This window comes from Roseateles puraquae (genome assembly GCF_002205845.1).
Classification (GTDB): Bacteria; Pseudomonadota; Gammaproteobacteria; order Burkholderiales; family Burkholderiaceae_C; genus Pelomonas; species Pelomonas puraquae.
This window is the reverse complement of sequence record NZ_NISI01000004.1, coordinates 25,402-41,134: the sequence shown is the minus strand read 5'-3', so window position 1 is coordinate 41,134 and position 15,733 is coordinate 25,402. Positions and strand designations below refer to the sequence as shown.

General features: G+C 68.0%; 13 protein-coding genes and 1 tRNA gene. 6 read left to right on the top strand and 8 right to left on the bottom strand.

Annotated features, from left to right (window positions below):
- Positions 1 to 52 precede the first annotated feature (52 nt).
- The 6 genes from hemC (at position 53) to CDO81_RS11640 (ending at position 5,669) form a co-directional block, all read left to right on the top strand.
- On the top strand, positions 53 to 979 hold the full coding sequence (gene hemC / locus CDO81_RS11665) for a hydroxymethylbilane synthase (RefSeq protein WP_088483393.1): 927 nt from the start codon (positions 53 to 55) through the stop codon (positions 977 to 979).
- Positions 976 to 1,725 (top strand): uroporphyrinogen-III synthase, encoded by a 750-nt coding sequence (locus tag CDO81_RS11660; protein ID WP_088483392.1) that lies wholly within the window; start codon positions 976 to 978, stop codon positions 1,723 to 1,725. Before hemC ends, CDO81_RS11660 begins: the two co-directional genes overlap by 4 nt.
- 16 nt (positions 1,726 to 1,741) lie before the next feature.
- Positions 1,742 to 2,899 (top strand): uroporphyrinogen-III C-methyltransferase, encoded by a 1,158-nt coding sequence (locus CDO81_RS11655; RefSeq protein WP_241516963.1) that lies wholly within the window; start codon positions 1,742 to 1,744, stop codon positions 2,897 to 2,899.
- A gap of 13 nt (positions 2,900 to 2,912) precedes the next feature.
- On the top strand, positions 2,913 to 4,160 hold the full coding sequence (locus tag CDO81_RS11650) for a heme biosynthesis HemY N-terminal domain-containing protein (RefSeq protein WP_088483391.1): 1,248 nt from the start codon (positions 2,913 to 2,915) through the stop codon (positions 4,158 to 4,160).
- 123 nt (positions 4,161 to 4,283) lie between these two features.
- Positions 4,284 to 4,360: transfer RNA gene (locus CDO81_RS11645), tRNA-Arg, on the top strand.
- Positions 4,361 to 4,544: 184 nt separating this feature from the next.
- Positions 4,545 to 5,669 (top strand): PA0069 family radical SAM protein, encoded by a 1,125-nt coding sequence (locus CDO81_RS11640; protein WP_088483390.1) that lies wholly within the window; start codon positions 4,545 to 4,547, stop codon positions 5,667 to 5,669.
- On the opposite strand, the gene CDO81_RS11635 is transcribed toward CDO81_RS11640, so the two are convergent.
- The 8 genes from CDO81_RS11635 to CDO81_RS11600 form a co-directional block, all read right to left on the bottom strand.
- Positions 5,666 to 7,336 (bottom strand): phosphoethanolamine transferase, encoded by a 1,671-nt coding sequence (locus CDO81_RS11635; RefSeq protein WP_088483389.1) that lies wholly within the window; start codon positions 7,334 to 7,336, stop codon positions 5,666 to 5,668. The genes CDO81_RS11640 and CDO81_RS11635 overlap by 4 nt on opposite strands.
- A 78-nt stretch (positions 7,337 to 7,414) precedes the next feature.
- Positions 7,415 to 9,061 carry a response regulator gene (locus CDO81_RS11630; protein ID WP_088483388.1) on the bottom strand — a complete coding sequence of 549 codons (1,647 nt, stop codon included), beginning with the start codon at positions 9,059 to 9,061 and terminating at the stop codon, positions 7,415 to 7,417.
- 260 nt (positions 9,062 to 9,321) lie between these two features.
- On the bottom strand, positions 9,322 to 10,470 hold the full coding sequence (dnaJ, locus tag CDO81_RS11625) for a molecular chaperone DnaJ (protein ID WP_088483387.1): 1,149 nt from the start codon (positions 10,468 to 10,470) through the stop codon (positions 9,322 to 9,324).
- A gap of 67 nt (positions 10,471 to 10,537) precedes the next feature.
- Entirely contained in the window at positions 10,538 to 12,526 is a 1,989-nt protein-coding gene (dnaK, locus tag CDO81_RS11620; protein WP_277596046.1) for a molecular chaperone DnaK, read from the bottom strand.
- A 53-nt stretch (positions 12,527 to 12,579) separates the two neighbouring features.
- On the bottom strand, positions 12,580 to 13,107 hold the full coding sequence (gene grpE, locus CDO81_RS11615; protein WP_088483385.1) for a nucleotide exchange factor GrpE: 528 nt from the start codon (positions 13,105 to 13,107) through the stop codon (positions 12,580 to 12,582).
- 80 nt (positions 13,108 to 13,187) lie between these two features.
- Positions 13,188 to 13,589, bottom strand: coding sequence for an RNA-binding S4 domain-containing protein (locus CDO81_RS11610; RefSeq protein WP_088483563.1), 402 nt, complete (start codon positions 13,587 to 13,589; stop codon positions 13,188 to 13,190).
- A 17-nt stretch (positions 13,590 to 13,606) separates the two neighbouring features.
- Complete coding sequence (hemH, locus tag CDO81_RS11605; protein ID WP_088483384.1) at positions 13,607 to 14,713, bottom strand: ferrochelatase; 1,107 nt, start codon at positions 14,711 to 14,713, stop codon at positions 13,607 to 13,609.
- Between the two features lie 15 nt (positions 14,714 to 14,728).
- On the bottom strand, positions 14,729 to 15,700 hold the full coding sequence (locus CDO81_RS11600) for an adenylate/guanylate cyclase domain-containing protein (protein WP_088483383.1): 972 nt from the start codon (positions 15,698 to 15,700) through the stop codon (positions 14,729 to 14,731).
- Positions 15,701 to 15,733 lie beyond the last annotated feature (33 nt).

Genomic DNA, 15,733 nt, shown 5'->3' with positions numbered 1-15,733 from the left:
CGCTGCACGCCCGCCGCGCCGACGGGCCCGATGTCGCCTTGATAATGGCCCGATGACGACCGCCATCACCATCGCCACCCGCGAAAGCCGCCTCGCCCTCTGGCAGGCCGAACATGTGCAGGCCCGCCTGGGCGCCGAGCTCGGCATCACGGCCTCGTTGCTGGGGATGACGACCCGCGGCGACCAGATCCTGGACCGCACGCTCTCCAAGGTCGGCGGCAAGGGGCTGTTCGTCAAGGAGCTGGAGACGGCGCTCGCGGAAGGCCGTGCCCAACTCGCCGTGCACTCGCTGAAGGACGTGCCGATGGAGTTGCCCGAGGGCTTCACGCTGGCTGCGGTGTTGGAACGTGAAGACCCGCGCGACGCCTTCGTGTCCAACGACTTTGCGTCGCTGGCCGAGTTGCCGCAGGGCGCCGTCGTGGGCAGCTCCAGCCTGCGACGCGTGACTCAGTTGCTCAGCATCCGGCCTGATCTGCGGGTGGAGCCGCTGCGAGGCAATCTCGATACGCGGCTGCGCAAGCTCGACGAAGGCGGCTACCACGCCATCGTGCTGGCAGCTGCCGGCCTCAAGCGATTGGGGTTGGGGCACCGGGTGCGGTCGGTGTTCGAGGTCGAGCAGATACTGCCTTGCGCAGGGCAGGGCGCCCTGGGCCTGGAGATCCGCGCGGATGATGCTGACCTTGCCCAGGCGCTGGGCCGCCTCGTCCACACGCCGACCTGGTTTGCCTGTGAGGCCGAACGGGCGGTATCACGCGCGCTGGGCGGCAGCTGCAGCCTGCCGCTCGCGGCGCACGCCCGCTGGCAAGGCGGCACGCTCTGCCTGGATGCGGCGCTTGGCCACGCTGAGCAGCACACACTGCCGCTGCTTCGCGCCAGCGTGGCGGCCTCGGTCATGGACGCGCCGTCGGCGCGCGCCCTGGGGCAGGAGGCGGCCGAGCGACTGCGCGCGCTGGGCGCCGGCTCCTACCTGCCGGGATGACCACGCCCACGCTCATCGTCACGCGGCCCCGCCAGCAATGCGCGGCCTGGCTGGCGAAGCTGTCGGCGCTCGGGGTGCCGGCCGTGGCCTTGCCCCTCATCGAGATCCTGCCGGCGCGCGACCCCGCGCCTGTGGTGGCCGCCTGGGCAGCGCTGGGTGCGGCGCACCTGGCCGTCTTCGTGAGCCCCAATGCGGTCGAGCAGTTCTTCGCCCACGCCGCCGGCCGCCCCTGGCCGACGGGCACGCTGGCGGCCTGCGTCGGGCCCGGCAGTGCCCAGTCATTGGCCGAGCATGGCGTGCCTGACGCCTTGATCGTCCAGCCCGCCGTCGGCGCTGCAAGCCTCGATTCAGAGCATTTGTGGGAGCAGCTCGCGCCGCGGCGTGACTGGCAGGGCGCCCGTGTGCTGCTGCTGCGCGGCGACGGCGGGCGTGAGTGGTTGGCTGATCGCCTGGCAGCGGCGGGCGCGACGGTCGAGCCCGTGACCGTCTACCACCGCAGTCGCCCGGCGTTTGACGCCCAGGCGCAGGCGCTGCTCGCGGCGGCGCAAGCCGAGCCGGCGCGCTACGCCTGGCTGTTCAGCAGTGCGGAGGCCGTGGGGCATCTGGACGGTGTGCCGCTGTCGCGGCAGCGCGCGATTGCCACGCATCCCCGGATTGCCGAGGCGGCCGAGGCGGCGGGCTTTGCGCCTGTGGTTTTGGCGCGACCGGCCCCCGAAGCGGTGACGCAGGCGCTGAAACGGCTCTGACAGAATCTCCCTCACCGTGAGTGAGCCCGAGCTGAATCCCCCCGTCGTCGTCGCTGCAGCCGAGCCTGCCGTCGCCCCAGTTCCTCCTGCCGCTGCTGCGGCTGCAGCGCTGCCCAACTGGCTCCCCTGGCTGCTGGCCCTGATGGGCGCCGGCATGGTGCTGTGCATCGTGCTGGCCTGGCAGAGCCTGTCGCGCCAGCAATCGCTGGAGCAGGAGCTGGTCCGTCGCCAGGAGGCCAGCCAGGCCCAGGCGACCGAAGCGAGGCTCGCGGCCAAGCAGTCGGCCGATCTGGTGCGGGATACCGCCGCCAAAGTCTCCCTGCTGGATGCGCGCCTGGCCGAGGTCGCGTTGCAGCGCGGGCAACTGGAAGAGCTGATCCAGTCCATGTCTCGATCGCGTGACGAGAACGTGGTCGGTGACATCGAAGCCGCCATTCGCGTGGCGATGCAGCAGACCCAGATCACGGGCAGTGCCGAGCCCCTGGTGGCCACGCTGAAGCAGGCGGACGAGCGTCTGCTGCGCTACAAGCAGCCTCGCATGGAAGGTGTGCGTCGGGCGGTCGCCCGCGATCTGGACCGGGTCAAGGCGGTGGCGGTGGTGGATGTCTCCACGCTCACCATCAAGCTCGATGAGGTCGTGCGCATGGCGGATGAACTGCCCTTGGTGGCGGTCAGCGAGCCGGGCGTCAAGGCGCGCGATGACCGCGGGTCAGACGCGGTCAAGGAGCGCGAGCGGGCCCTGCGCCTGCAGCGCGAACAAGCCGCCGCCGCGGCGGACGGCAAGCTCTCGCTGTGGTGGTGGCAGGCCACCCAGCAGTTGTCCAGCTGGACAGGCATGGTCTGGAGTGAAGCGCGCACCTTGTTGCGCGTGACACGCATCGAGCATCCCGAGGCGGCCCTGATTTCGCCGGACCAGAGCTTCTTCCTGCGCGAGAACCTCAAGCTGCGGCTGCTCAACGCGCGTCTGGCGCTGCTGAGCCGTCAGTTCGATACCGCGCAGTCGGATCTGCGCGACGCGCAGGAAATGCTCAGCCGCTACTTCGATACCCGCTCGCGCAAAGTCAGCAGCGTGACGGAGCTGTTGCGCCAGGTGGCCGGCCAGGCCCGCCAAGTCAGCGTGCCGCGCCCGGACGACACGCTGGCGGCACTGACGGCTGCGGCCGCCGGCCGCTGAAGGAGCGCCGAGCATGCGTTTCGTCATCTGGCTGGTCCTGCTCTTCGTCGTGGCCGTCGTGGCCGCGTTGACCCTGGGCTCCAACGACGGCCTCGCCAGCTTCTACTGGGCGGGTTGGCGCGTCGACATCTCGCTGAACCTGTTTCTGCTGCTGCTCGTGGCCAGCTGCTTTGCGCTGGTCACCGCCATCCAGGCCATCGAGGCGCTGACCACGCTGCCCAAGCGAGCCCGTGAATGGCGCCTGGCCCAACGCGAGCGCAACGCGCAGCTCGCGCTGCGCGAGGCCCTGGTGGAGCTGTTCGGCGCGCGCTACAGCCGGGCGCAAAAGGCGGCTCAGAAGGCGCTGAACATCCAGTCCGCCACACCTGAGCTGGCGGCTGATCAATCCTTCATGGCACTTGCCCACCTGCTGGCGGCGGCGAGCGCCCACCGGCTGCAGGACCGCCGCCATCGCGACGAGCAACTGAACCAGGCGCTGGACCTGGCCCAGCGTGCCGGTGGCACCCGGGCGCACGAAGACGGCGCCCGCCTGTTGGCCGCCGAATGGGCCCTGGACGACCGCGATGCAACGCGGGCCCTGGCGGTGCTGGGCGAGCTGGCGCCCGGCGTCGCGCGCCGCACGCAGGCCCTGCGGCTTCGGCTGCAAGCCTCGCGGCTCGCGCGCCAGCCACTGGAGGCGCTGCGCACGGCCCGCCTGCTGGCCAAGCACCAGGCCTTCTCCAAGGCGGCTGCCCAGAGCCTGCTGCGCTCGCTGGCCTTTGAGGCGCTCGATGGCGCGCGTGATGTGGATCAGTTGCGCGCCGCCTGGCAGCAGCTGGATGGCGCCGATCGCCGTGATCCGCTGGTGGCCTCGCGCGCGGCCCAGTGCGCGGCGCAGCTCGGCGCACCGGACGATGGCCGTGGTTGGCTGCGCCCGTTCTTCGACAACCTCGCCGAGCTGCAGGCTGACGACCGGGCTGCGCTCGCCACGGCACTGGTCCCGGTGCTGGCTGGCTGCGGCCCCGACTGGCTGCAGCGCTTGGAGGCTGCACAGACCCGCTTCCCGCGTGAGCGGGCGTTGGCCTATGCCCTTGGCCATGCACTCGCCGAGCGCCAGTTGTGGGGCAAGGCGCGCCTCATGCTGGAGACGGTGGCCGAGGACAGCGGCATGCCCAACGCCTCACGCCGCCGCAGCTGGCTGGCCCTGGCGGCACTGGCCGAACAGGAAGGCGACGACGCGCGCCGCGCCCGCTGCTTCGAGTCCGCGGCCCGCCTGCCTTGAAGGTTGTCACACGCCGGGGAGCTTCGTGCGCCGGACTCGCCAGCATCCCTTTCGAACTTTTTTCGAAAAAAACTCGAAACTCTTGCTGAGGGCTAAAAAATCTGGCTATACTGTGAGGCTTCAGCGGCTGTAGCTCAGTTGGATAGAGTACTTGGCTACGAACCAAGGGGTCGTGGGTTCGAATCCTGCCAGCCGCGCCAACAATAAGAAGAAAATCAACGGGTCAGATACGAAAGTATCTGACCCGTTTTCCGTTTGGGGCTGCGCTTGTCTGTGAGGCGGTCCGAGGGTCTCGCCGGGTCCGTGCGATGCGCGGTGAAGTTGCCTCGCGCACGGGGCGTTGCGATACGCCTTTGGTGGGCAAATGCTGTATAAATAAACAGCATGTCGCCCGCCCGCACCCGCATTGCCGCCGCACAGCCTGCCATCGTGCCGCTCGACTCCATCAAGGGCCGCGGCAGCGCGACGGCCATGGCGCATCGGTTCGAGCGGCATGAGCGCGAGCAGTACGACGACGGCTGGGGATCGCTGGACCAGGCGGCCACCGAAGAGCACCTGCCGCCTGCGACGCAGATCATCGAGGAGCAGGCGAAGTCCATCCTCAGCCGCAATCAATCGCCCGATATCTCCTTCGACTATTCGATCAACCCCTATCGCGGCTGTGAGCACGGATGCATCTACTGCTTCGCGCGCCCGACCCACAGCTACCTGAACCTCTCGCCGGGGCTGGACTTCGAAACGCGCATCGTCGCCAAGATGAATGCCGCCGAGCGTCTTCGGGACACCTTGGCGGGAGCGCGCTACGAGCCACGTTCTCTGGTGATCGGCACCGCGACGGACGCTTACCAGCCCGTTGAGCGCAAGCTGGGCCTCACCCGGCGCGTCATCGAGGTGCTGGCCGAGGCGCAGCATCCGTTCTCGGTGGTCACCAAGTCGTCAGGCATCGAGCGCGATCTCGACCTCATCGCCCCGATGGCGGCGCAGGGCCTGGTGTCCATCTATCTGTCGGTGACGACGCTGGACAACGACCTGTCCCGCATCCTGGAGCCGCGGGCGGCAGCGCCGGCGCGGCGGCTGCGCACGATCCAGGCGCTGGCCCAGGCGGGCGTGCCGGTGGGTGTGAGCGTCTCGCCGATCATCCCGTTCATCAACGAGCCCGAGTTGGAACGCATCCTGGAGGCCGCCGCCGAAGCCGGTGCGAGCAGCGCCTTCAGCATTCCGGTGCGATTGCCCTGGGAGGTGAACCCTTTGTTCCAGGATTGGCTCCAGCGCCATTTCCCTGACCGTGCCGAGCGCGTGATGGCCCGGATCCGCGACATGCGTGGCGGCAAGGACAACGACGCGCGCTTCGGCACCCGCATGACGGGCGAGGGCCTGTGGGCTGACCTGCTGCGTGCCCGCCTGCGCCGGGCGGCTGCCAAGCACGGCCTGCGGACGGAGCGCCGGCCGGTGCAACTGGCGCTGTTCGCGCCGCCGCGCAAGGCGTCGGCGCAGGGCAGCCTGTTCTAGCGTCGACAGGCAGCCAGCAGGTCGCGCGCCGGTTGGTACACATCGGCCCGCGCGCCGACCCAGCCCATCACCGTGTGGAAGAGGTTGTCGTGCGAGGCCGGCTGGTTGATCAGCCCCTGCAGGCAGCCGGGCTTGAGCGAGGCCGCGAGTGCGCCGCCCTCAGGCACCCACAGGATCATCGGCACGTGCGTCTGCTCGCGCGGGGCGATCGCGTAGGGCATGCCATGCAGGTACAGGCCGTTCTCGCCGAGGGATTCGCCATGGTCGGAGACATACAGCATGCCGGTGTCGAAGCGGGCCTGTTGGGTCTGCAGCCACTGTACCGAGCGAGCCAGCAACCGGTCGGTGGTGGCGATGGTGTTGTCATAGCCATTGACCACCTGCTCGCGCGGGCACTTCTGCAGCTCGTTGCTGCGGCACTCGGGTTGGAAGTGCTTCAGGTCGGGCGGTGAGCGCTTGAAGTAGGCCGGGCCGTGGCTGCCCATCTGGTGCATCACCAGCACGAGGCCACGCTGCAGGCGTGCCGGGTCGAGGGCTGCGATGCGCTTGTCGAGTTCATGCAGCAGGGCTTCATCGAAACACTCTTCACCGTCACAGAGGCCGGCGGGCAGCGGCGTGGCGCCTTCAGGCAGCTTGGCGGTGAAGCTGTTGGGTACGCGGTCGCACAGGCCCTTGCAGCCGCTCTGGTTGTCCAGCCACAGCACGGCCAGGCCGGCGCGCTGCAGCACGTCCAGCAGGTTTTCCTGGGGCTTGTCGGCATCGAAGGCCTCGCGGCCCTGAGGCGCGAACATGCAAGGCAAGGAAGCCGCGGTGGCGGTGCCGCAGGAGGTCACGTCCCGCAGGCTGAACAGGCTGGTGGCCGGCAGCTTGGCGAGCTCCGGGTTGGTCGGGCGCGCGTAGCCGTTGAGGCTGAAGTTCATGGACCGCGCCGTCTCGCCCACCACCAGCAGCAGCAAGGGCGGCTTGGCCCCTTCTGCGCGCGGCAGCAGTTGCGCGTCCGCACCGATCACCACGGGCGGACCCTTCGGACCCGACAGGCTGCGCACGCCGACCGCGCTGACCGAATAGACGGCATTCAGGGGCGTGACCATGTAGCGGATGGTCTTGTGGTTGCGCATCGTCGACGACAGCGTGGCAAACACGCTCAGCGCCAGCACCACCATCGCCACGATGCCGAGCGTGAAGGACACCAGATTGCCGCCCAGGCGCCGCGGCAGGCTTTGCGCAGGCGCTGCCGGGCGGCGCAGCAGCCACCAGGCGGGCAGGGCGCCGAGCAGCAGAAGGCTCACGCCCAGGCGCCAGCTGAGCAGGTCGCGCGTCTCCCGCACATCGGTCTGGATCATGTTCACGACCATGGTCGGGTCGAACACGATGCCGTAGGCGCCAATGAAATAGGCGAGTGCACCGGCGGCCAGCAGCAGCAGCACGATCACGCCCTTGATCAACCGCGGCCACGCCAGCAGGCTGAGCACCGCGCCGGTGGCGGCGATCACCATGCCGGCAAAAGCCAGCGTGAAGCCCAGGTTGATGCCCGGCAGGGTCTGCAGCTGCTTCCAGAGCGGCCAGTTGGCCAGCAGGCCCATCCACAGTGCGGCCAGCCAGGCCTGGGTCAGGGGGCGAGTCGTGTCGGGCTGGAACCAGGCCAGCAGGCGCTTGAGCAGGGGCATCGGGTCAGAGCAAAGCGGAGGCGGCCCGCATTCTCGCGTGCCTGCCTTGGGCGAGGATGAAGGGCGACGCTCGGCCTGTCAGGCCGGCACGGGCGCCGTGGGCGAGGTGCGCAGCACGACGCCGCCCGGGGAATGCGCCTTCTGTGCCTGGTTGGCTGCCATGGGGCGCACATAGCGGCCGTTCAGCGCCTCGATCTGTTCGGCCAGCTGACCGGCGTTGTCGATCTTCTCGGCGTGGCGCTTGAGCACGGCGCCGGCCATGTCGATCAGCTTGGCGTTGCGTGAGCGCTCGCCCTGCTGGATGAGCAACTCGACGGCGATCTGCGCGCTGCCCCGCATCGAGTGGCGCATGGCGGTCTCGGCCACCTGGAACACCTGCTGGTGGCATTCCCGGAATTGCTCGGCCGCGCCTTGGTGGGTCTCGGTCATCGAGACAAGGATTTCCGTGCTGGCCTTGGTCGTGCAGTGGCGCATGCCCAGCCCTTGCAGGATGGGCATCATCTCCTCGAGCTCCACCTCCTGGCTCGACAGGCGGATCCACAGCGCAGTCAGCAGCGACGCCGCTTCGAGGTCGAAGTTGCCGGCGTCGGCGTGGCCCGTGAACTCGCGGGCGACGACCATGGCCTGGCCCACCCGGCGCTCCAGCAGGTAACCCAGCCCGCGGAAGACCAGGTCGAAGCGTTGCAGGCGGATGGAGCCCGGTGCGCGCTCCAGCGCGGCGGCCAAGGCGTCATGGGCGTACTTGAAGCCCTTGTAGTCCTTGTTGTCGAAGCGCATGAGCCCGATCAGCACCAGGCTCAGCATGTCGAAGAGCTTGGAGCGCAGGCCCTGCGACATCGCACGCTCCAGCATGCGCAAGGCCTCGGCGCGCTCGCCGGCATAAAAGCCCAGCGCGCCGCAGCGTTGCAGCCGCAGCAGGCAACCGGGTGTCAGCGTGGCAGCGGTCTGGTAGGTCTTGAGGGCCTCCAGAAGGTCGCCCTGTTCCATCTGCACATGGCCCATCAGGTCGTGGGAGTCGGCGTAGTCGGGCAACTCGCCGATCAGGTTCTCCAGCGTGCGGCGCGCCGCCTGCAGGTTGCCGCTGGCCACCTCGGTGCGCGCCACGCCCAGTCGCGCCCAGGGCACGGTCTTGGCGGCGATGATGGCTTCATAGAGCTTCTTGGCGTCGTCGAAGCGCTTGAGCCGCAACAGCAGCTCCGCGCCGATACGCGCCGCGTAGAGCCAGTACTTGCCTTTGGCCTCGAAGCGCGCCATGCACAGGTTGGCGGCGGTTTCGAAGTCCTGGTTCTCGATGGCCTCGAAGATGTCCTTGAGGATGCGCTTGCGCAGCCGCGCAGAGGCCAGGCGCTCGGCCAGGTTGGCGCTGGTGTAGGGCTTGATCAGGTAGGCGTCGAGCGCCGCTTCCGCGGCCTCGGCCACCTTGGCGTAGGTGGCTTCACTCGTCACCATCACGAAGACGGTGGAGTAGGGCAGCAGGCCTTCGCGGCGCAACTCGTCCAGCAGGTCCTGGCCCGAGGTGTCGCTCATGTCGAAGTGGTAGTCACACAGGACGATGTCAAACGTCTGGTGCTCCAGCATCACCCGTGCGTCCTTGACCCGCGGGGTCTGGCGCACGGTGCCCACGCCAAGGTCCCGGAGCTGGGCCGACATCAGGCTGCGTGAATTGGCGTTGCTGTCGATGATCAGCGCCGACGCGTCCTGGATGGTGTCGTCCATCAGGAACATGCGTCCTCCTTCCCCGGCGCCGGGCCGTGGACTTTGATCGAAAGTCGCTGGAGAGGAATCACTTATGAGTCATCGGAGTGACAGTCCTTTGACTTTAGGACGTTCTCCGCCGCTCAGGGGGATGGCGACACGCCTGAGCATGGGGGACGTGACATCCGCCGCACGCGCAAGCCGTGAACTTGTTGCGCAGCAAGGCAAAAGAAGGCCGCAGGGCCCTTGCGGGGCGCTGCGGCCGGCGGTTCAGCGAAACCAGGGGTGGCTTACTTGAAGAGGTCCTTGACGCGGTCCGTCCAGGTCTTGGCGTTGGGCGAGTGCTTCTCGCCGCCCTTCTTCAGGGACTCGTCGAGTTCTTTCAGCAGCTTCTTCTGGTGCTCGGTCAGCTTGACCGGGGTCTCGACGGCGATGTGGCAGTACAGGTCGCCCGGATAGCTGGAGCGCACGCCCTTGATGCCCTTGCCGCGCAGGCGGAAGGTCTTGCCGTGCTGCGTGCCCTCGGGCAACTCGATCTCGGCCTTGCCGCCGAGCGTGGGCACCTCGATGCTGCCGCCCAGCGCCGCCGTGATCATCGACACCGGCATCGTGCAGTGCAGGTCGTCGCCGTCCCGCTCGAAGATGTCGTGCTGCTTGATGCGGATCTCGATGTAGAGGTCGCCGCTCGGGCCGCCGTTCACACCAGGCTCACCATTGCCCGCGGAGCGGATGCGCATGCCTTCGTTGATGCCGGCCGGGATCTTGACCTCCAGCGTCTTGGTCTTCTTGACCTTGCCCTGGCCATTGCAGGTGGTGCAGGGGTCCGGAATGATCTTGCCGCTGCCGTGGCAGTGCGGGCAGGTCTGCTGGATGCTGAAGAAACCCTGGCGCATGTGCACCGTGCCGGAGCCGCCACATGACCCGCAGGTCTTGGCGCTGGTGCCCGGCTTGGCGCCTGTGCCGCCACAGGTCTCGCAGCCTTCCCAGCTGGGGATGCGGATCTGGGTTTCCTTGCCGCGGGCGGCCTCTTCCAGCGTGATCTCCATCGCGTAGCTGAGGTCGCTGCCGCGGTAGACCTGCTGGCCACCGCCGCGACGGCCGCCGCCCTGGCCACCGAAGATGTCGCCAAAGATGTCTCCGAAGGCCTCGGCGAAACCGCCGAAGCCTTCCGCGCCCGGCCCGCCCCGGCCAGCGCCCATGTTGGGGTCGACGCCGGCGTGGCCGTACTGGTCGTAGGCCGCCCGCTTCTGGGCGTCCGTGAGCATCTCGTAGGCCTCCTTGGCCTCCTTGAACTTCTCTTCGGCCGCCTTGGCACCGTCACCCTGGTTGCGGTCAGGGTGGTACTTCATGGCCAGCTTGCGGTAGGCCTTTTTGATGTCGTCTTCCGTCGCGTTCTTGGGAACGCCGAGGATTTCGTAGTAATCGCGCTTGGAAGCCATGCTCGTCTCTTAAAGCAGCAAAGGCCCGGAGGCGTGTTGACGCATCCGGGCCGCAGTCATCGGATGCTTACTTGCCGTCCTTGACTTCCTTGAACTCCGCGTCCACGACGTTGTCGTCGGCCGGACGCTTGGCTTCGCCTTGCGGCGCTGCCTGCGGCTGCTCGGCGCCTGCACCGGCCGCAGCACCTGCAGCAGCCTGGGCGGCCTGCTGGTCGGCGTAGATCTTTTCGCCGAGCTTCTGGCTCGCGGTCATCAGGGCTTCGGACTTGGCGTCGATCGCGGCCTTGTCATCGCCCTTGATGGCTTCTTCCAGTTCCTTGGCGGCGGCTTCGATCTTGTCCTTCTCGCCAGCATCCAGCTTGTCGCCATGCTCGGCCAGTGACTTGCGCACGCTGTGCACGAGGCCGTCAGCCTGGTTGCGGGCGGTGACGAGCTCGACCTTCTTCTTGTCCTCGGCGGCGTTGGCCTCGGCGTCCTTCACCATCTTCTCGATCTCGGCCTCGGACAGGCCCGAGTTCGCCTTGATGGTGATCTTGTTCTCCTTGCCGGTGCCCTTGTCCTTGGCGCCGACGTGCAGGATGCCGTTGGCGTCGATGTCGAAGCTCACCTCGATCTGGGGCACGCCGCGCGGGGCCGGCGGGATGCCTTCGAGGTTGAACTCGCCCAGCGACTTGTTGGCCTGGGCCAGCTCGCGCTCGCCCTGATAGACCTTGATGGTCACGGCCGGCTGGTTGTCGTCGGCGGTGGAGAAGGTCTGGCTGAACTTGGTCGGGATGGTCGTGTTCTTCTTGATCATCTTCGTCATCACGCCGCCCAGGGTCTCGATGCCCAGGGAGAGCGGGGTGACGTCCAGCAGCAGCACGTCCTTGCGCTCGCCGCCCAGGACCTGGCCCTGGATGGCGGCACCCACGGCCACGGCTTCGTCGGGGTTCACGTCACGGCGCGGTTCCTTGCCGAAGAACTCCTTGACCTTGTCCTGCACCTTGGGCATGCGGGTCATGCCGCCGACCAGGATCACGTCGTCGATGTCCGACAGCGACACGCCAGCGTCCTTCACGGCCGTGCGGCAGGGGGCGATGGTGCGCTCGATGAGCTCGTCCACCAGCGACTCCAGCTTGGCGCGGGTCAGCTTGACGTTCAGGTGCTTGGGGCCCGAGGCGTCCGCCGTGATGTAGGGCAGGTTGACGTCGGTCTGCGAGCTGTTGGACAGCTCGATCTTGGCCTTTTCGGCGGCTTCCTTCAGGCGCTGCAGGGCCAGCACGTCCTTGGTCAGGTCGACGCCCTGTTCCTTCTTGAACTCGCTGATGATGTAGTCGATGACGCGCTGGTCGAAGTCCTCGCCGCCCAGGAAGGTGTCGCCGTTGGTCGACAGCACTTCGAACTGCATCTCGCCGTCCACATCCGCGATCTCGATGATCGAGATGTCGAAGGTGCCGCCGCCCAGGTCATACACCGCGATCTTGCGATCACCCTTGCCGTGCTTGTCCAGGCCGAAGGCCAGGGCCGCGGCGGTGGGCTCGTTGATGATGCGCTTGACGTCCAGGCCGGCGATGCGGCCGGCGTCCTTGGTGGCCTGGCGCTGGGCGTCGTTGAAGTAGGCCGGCACCGTGATGACGGCTTCGGTCACTTCCTCGCCGAGGTAGTCCTCGGCGGTCTTCTTCATCTTGCGCAGCACCTCGGCGCTGACCTGCGGGGGCGCCAGCTTCTTGCCGCGCACTTCCACCCAGGCGTCGCCGTTGTCGGCCTTGGCGATGGTGTAGGGCATCAGGTCGATGTCCTTCTGCACTTCCTTCTCGTCGAACTTGCGACCGATCAGGCGCTTGACGGCGTAGAGCGTGTTCTTCGGGTTGGTCACCGACTGGCGCTTGGCCGAGGCGCCGACGAGGATCTCGCCGTCTTCCTGGTAGGCAATGATGGACGGCGTGGTGCGGGCACCCTCGGCGTTCTCGATGACGCGCGTGGTGTTGCCTTCCATGACCGCGACGCACGAGTTCGTGGTGCCGAGGTCAATGCCGATGATCTTTCCCATGTTGTGCTCCTGAAGAGATTGCTTGATGCTGTTCGATTTGTGGATAACTCCGCCGCCTTCAAGGGGCAGCGGGTTGTGAATTACTTCGGGGCGGAGACCGTGACGAGGGCCGGGCGCAGCACGCGGTCGGCGATCAGGAAGCCCTTTTGAAGCACGGTGACCACGGTGTTGGCGTCCTGCGTGGGCGCCGGCACGACCGAGATGGCCTGGTGCTGGTGGGGATCGAACTTGGCCCCTTGGCCCGGGTTGATCTCAACCACCTTGTTGCGCTCCAGCGCGGCGGAGAGCTGCCGGCGTGTGGCGTGCACGCCTTCCAGCACGGTCTCAACGCTCGCGTTGGGCGTGGCGATCGCAGCTTCCAGGCTGTCCATGATGGGCAGCATGGCTTCCGCGAAGCCTTCGACCGCGAACTTGCGCGCCTTGCTGATGTCTTCATCGGCGCGACGGCGCACGTTCTCGACTTCGGCCTTCGCGCGGAGGTAGGCATCGCTCATCTCGGCGAGGCGACCCTCCAGTTCGGCGATCTTGATCTCGGGATTCAGCTCGGCGGCGGTCGGTTCAGCGGCGGCGCCGGCGGCGTCTTCGGGCAGGGGCGTGTCAGTCGTCATGGCAGAAAGGTTCCGAATCGCGTCGACATGGGGCGCGATATCCCGGTTTCAAGAGGGGAGATTGCAGGGAGTGATCCGGGTCAACCCGGAGATTCGTCATCCAGCGAGACCGACCAGCGGTCCCAGTCGGCCAGGCGGCGGCGGTCCTGCTTGGTCGGCCGGCCCTGCTGGATGGTGGCGGCCGGCTCAGGGGCCAGGCGCCGGGCCTCGGCGGCGGCTTCGCGAGCCGTGATGCTGGCGGCGGTCTCGGCGTAGAGCAGCTGCGCCTGCGGCGCCGGGCCGCGCTGGTGGGACAGGCCGCGCACCTCCACCTCACGGGCGACCGTGCCGATTCGGATGCTGAGCACGTCGCCCACCTTCACGTCCCGCGCGGGCTTGACCGGCTGGCCGCCGACCCGCACGCGGCCCAGATTGATCTCGTCCACCGCCAGGGCCCGGGTCTTGTAGAAACGTGCGGCCCAGAGCCATTTGTCCAGCCGCATGCTGGCCGGCGCTTCACTCACTCTTTGGCTCCGGCGGCGAGGGCGCGTTCACGCTGGGCGGCCAGGGCGGCGGCGTCCGGGGCCGCCAGCGGCCAGCCCTGCAGATGCCGCTCGGCGAGCGAGGCGAGGGCGCGGATGCCGGCCGGGTGGTCATTCAGGCAAGGGATGTAGGTGAAGCGTTGGCCGCCGGCGTGCAGGAAGGCTTCGCGAGCCTCCTGGTTGATTTCTTCCAGCGTCTCCAGGCAGTCGGCCGAGAAACCGGGGCAAATGACATCCACCGACTTGCAGCTGCCTTGCGCGAGCGCGATGAGGCTGGGCTCGGTATACGGCTCCAGCCACTTCGCCTTGCCGAAGCGGCTCTGGAAGCTGACCAGCCATTCGTCCTTGCGCAACCCGAGCGCCTCGGCCAGCAGGCGGCCGGTCTTCAGGCATTCGCAGTGGTAGGGGTCGCCCAGGTGCAATGTGCGTTCGGGCATGCCATGAAAGCTCATCACCAGCTTCTCGCCGCGGCCCTCGCGCTGCCAGTGCTCGCGCACGCTCTGGGCCAGCGCGCCGATGTAGGCCGGGTCATCGTGGTAGCGGTTGATGAAGCGGAACTCGGGCAGGTGGCGCGTCTGCAGCGTCCAGCGGGCGACGTCGTCGATCACGCTGGCCGTGGTAGCGCCGGAGTACTGCGGGTAGGCCGGCAGCACCAGCACGCGGCGGATGCCCTCACGCTTGAGGCCGTCGAGCGTGGCGGCGATGGCGGGTGCGCCGTAGCGCATGGCGGGCGCGACCCGGACGCGCAGCCCCTGTTCACCCAGGCGGCCTTGCAGGAGCTTGGCCTGCTTTTCCGTCCACACCTTCAGCGGCGAGCCATCCGGCGTCCAGACGGTGGCGTACTTGGCCGCCGACTTGGCCGGTCGCACGCGCAGGATGATGCCGTGCAGGATCACGAGCCAGATCAGCTTCGGGATCTCGACCACCCGCGGGTCCGACAGGAACTGCGCGAGGTAGCGGCGCAGCGCCGGCGCCGTGGGCGCCTCGGGTGTGCCGAGGTTGCACAGCAGGATGGCCGTGTCGGTTGCCAGCGGGCCGGCGGGGGCGGCGCCATGGCGCTGCGTCGGTTCAGGCAGGAAAGGCATTCGGGAGGTGAAGGATCAGCGGCGCGAGCGAGAGCTGCCGAAGGGCTGCTGGGGTTCGGTGTCGGCGAAGTGCAGCACCTCGAAGCGAACGATGGGTGACTGCTCGTCAGTGGGCAGCCCGCCCAGGCCGATCACACCGCTGCCGTGCAAGGTGCAGCTGCCGCGCTTGAGGCTCAGGATCTCGCCCGAGGCGCCAAAGCGCACGTAGGTGCCGTTGTAGGAAAGGTCGGTCAGCTCGAAGCTGCTGCCCTGCCAGTCGATGCGGGCATGCGAGCGGGACACGCGGGCGTCGGTGATGCAGTAGGTGGCCTGCACGCTGCGGCCCAGCACGATGGGCATGGCGCCGATGTCGAAGACGCGATCCAGGTCGTGCCAGATCAGGCGCATGCCGTCAGGCTCAACCGAGCGCATCGGTTCGCCGAACTGCGTGGCCGCGTCATCGGTGCTGAGCAGCGGTCCACCGTCCATGCGGTACACATGCACCGGTTCCACACGGCCACGCACCGAGATGCGATCCAGGCTGCGGAAGCGCCCCTTGGAGGCCCTGTGCAGGCCGGCCAGTACTTCGGCCGTGATCAGGATCTCGCCGTCGCCCGCATGGTCGATGAGCCGCGCAGCCACATTGACGGCGTCGCCGAAGCAGTCGCCGTTGAGCTCGACCACCTCGCCGCGTGCCAGCGCCACCTGCAGCCGCAGCGCGAGCATGGCCGGGTTGTTCAGCCGGCGGGCGCGCTGCACGGTGCGCTCCAGCATCTCCTGCATGCGTTGGGCGGCCCGCACGCCGTCGCGTGGCGTCTCGAACGCAGCCATCAGGCCGTCGCCCAGGGTCTTGATGAGGTGACCACCGCTCTCCAGCACCGCTTCGCTGACCTGGCTGACGGTCTGCGTGACCATGGCGCTCGCCTCGGCATTGCCGAGCGATTCGTACAGCCCGGTGCTGCCGCGCAGGTCGGCAAAAAGGACGGTGCGCTCGCGGATCGCGGTCATGTCGTCAGTGTAGGTCGCAAAAAAGGCCGGAGA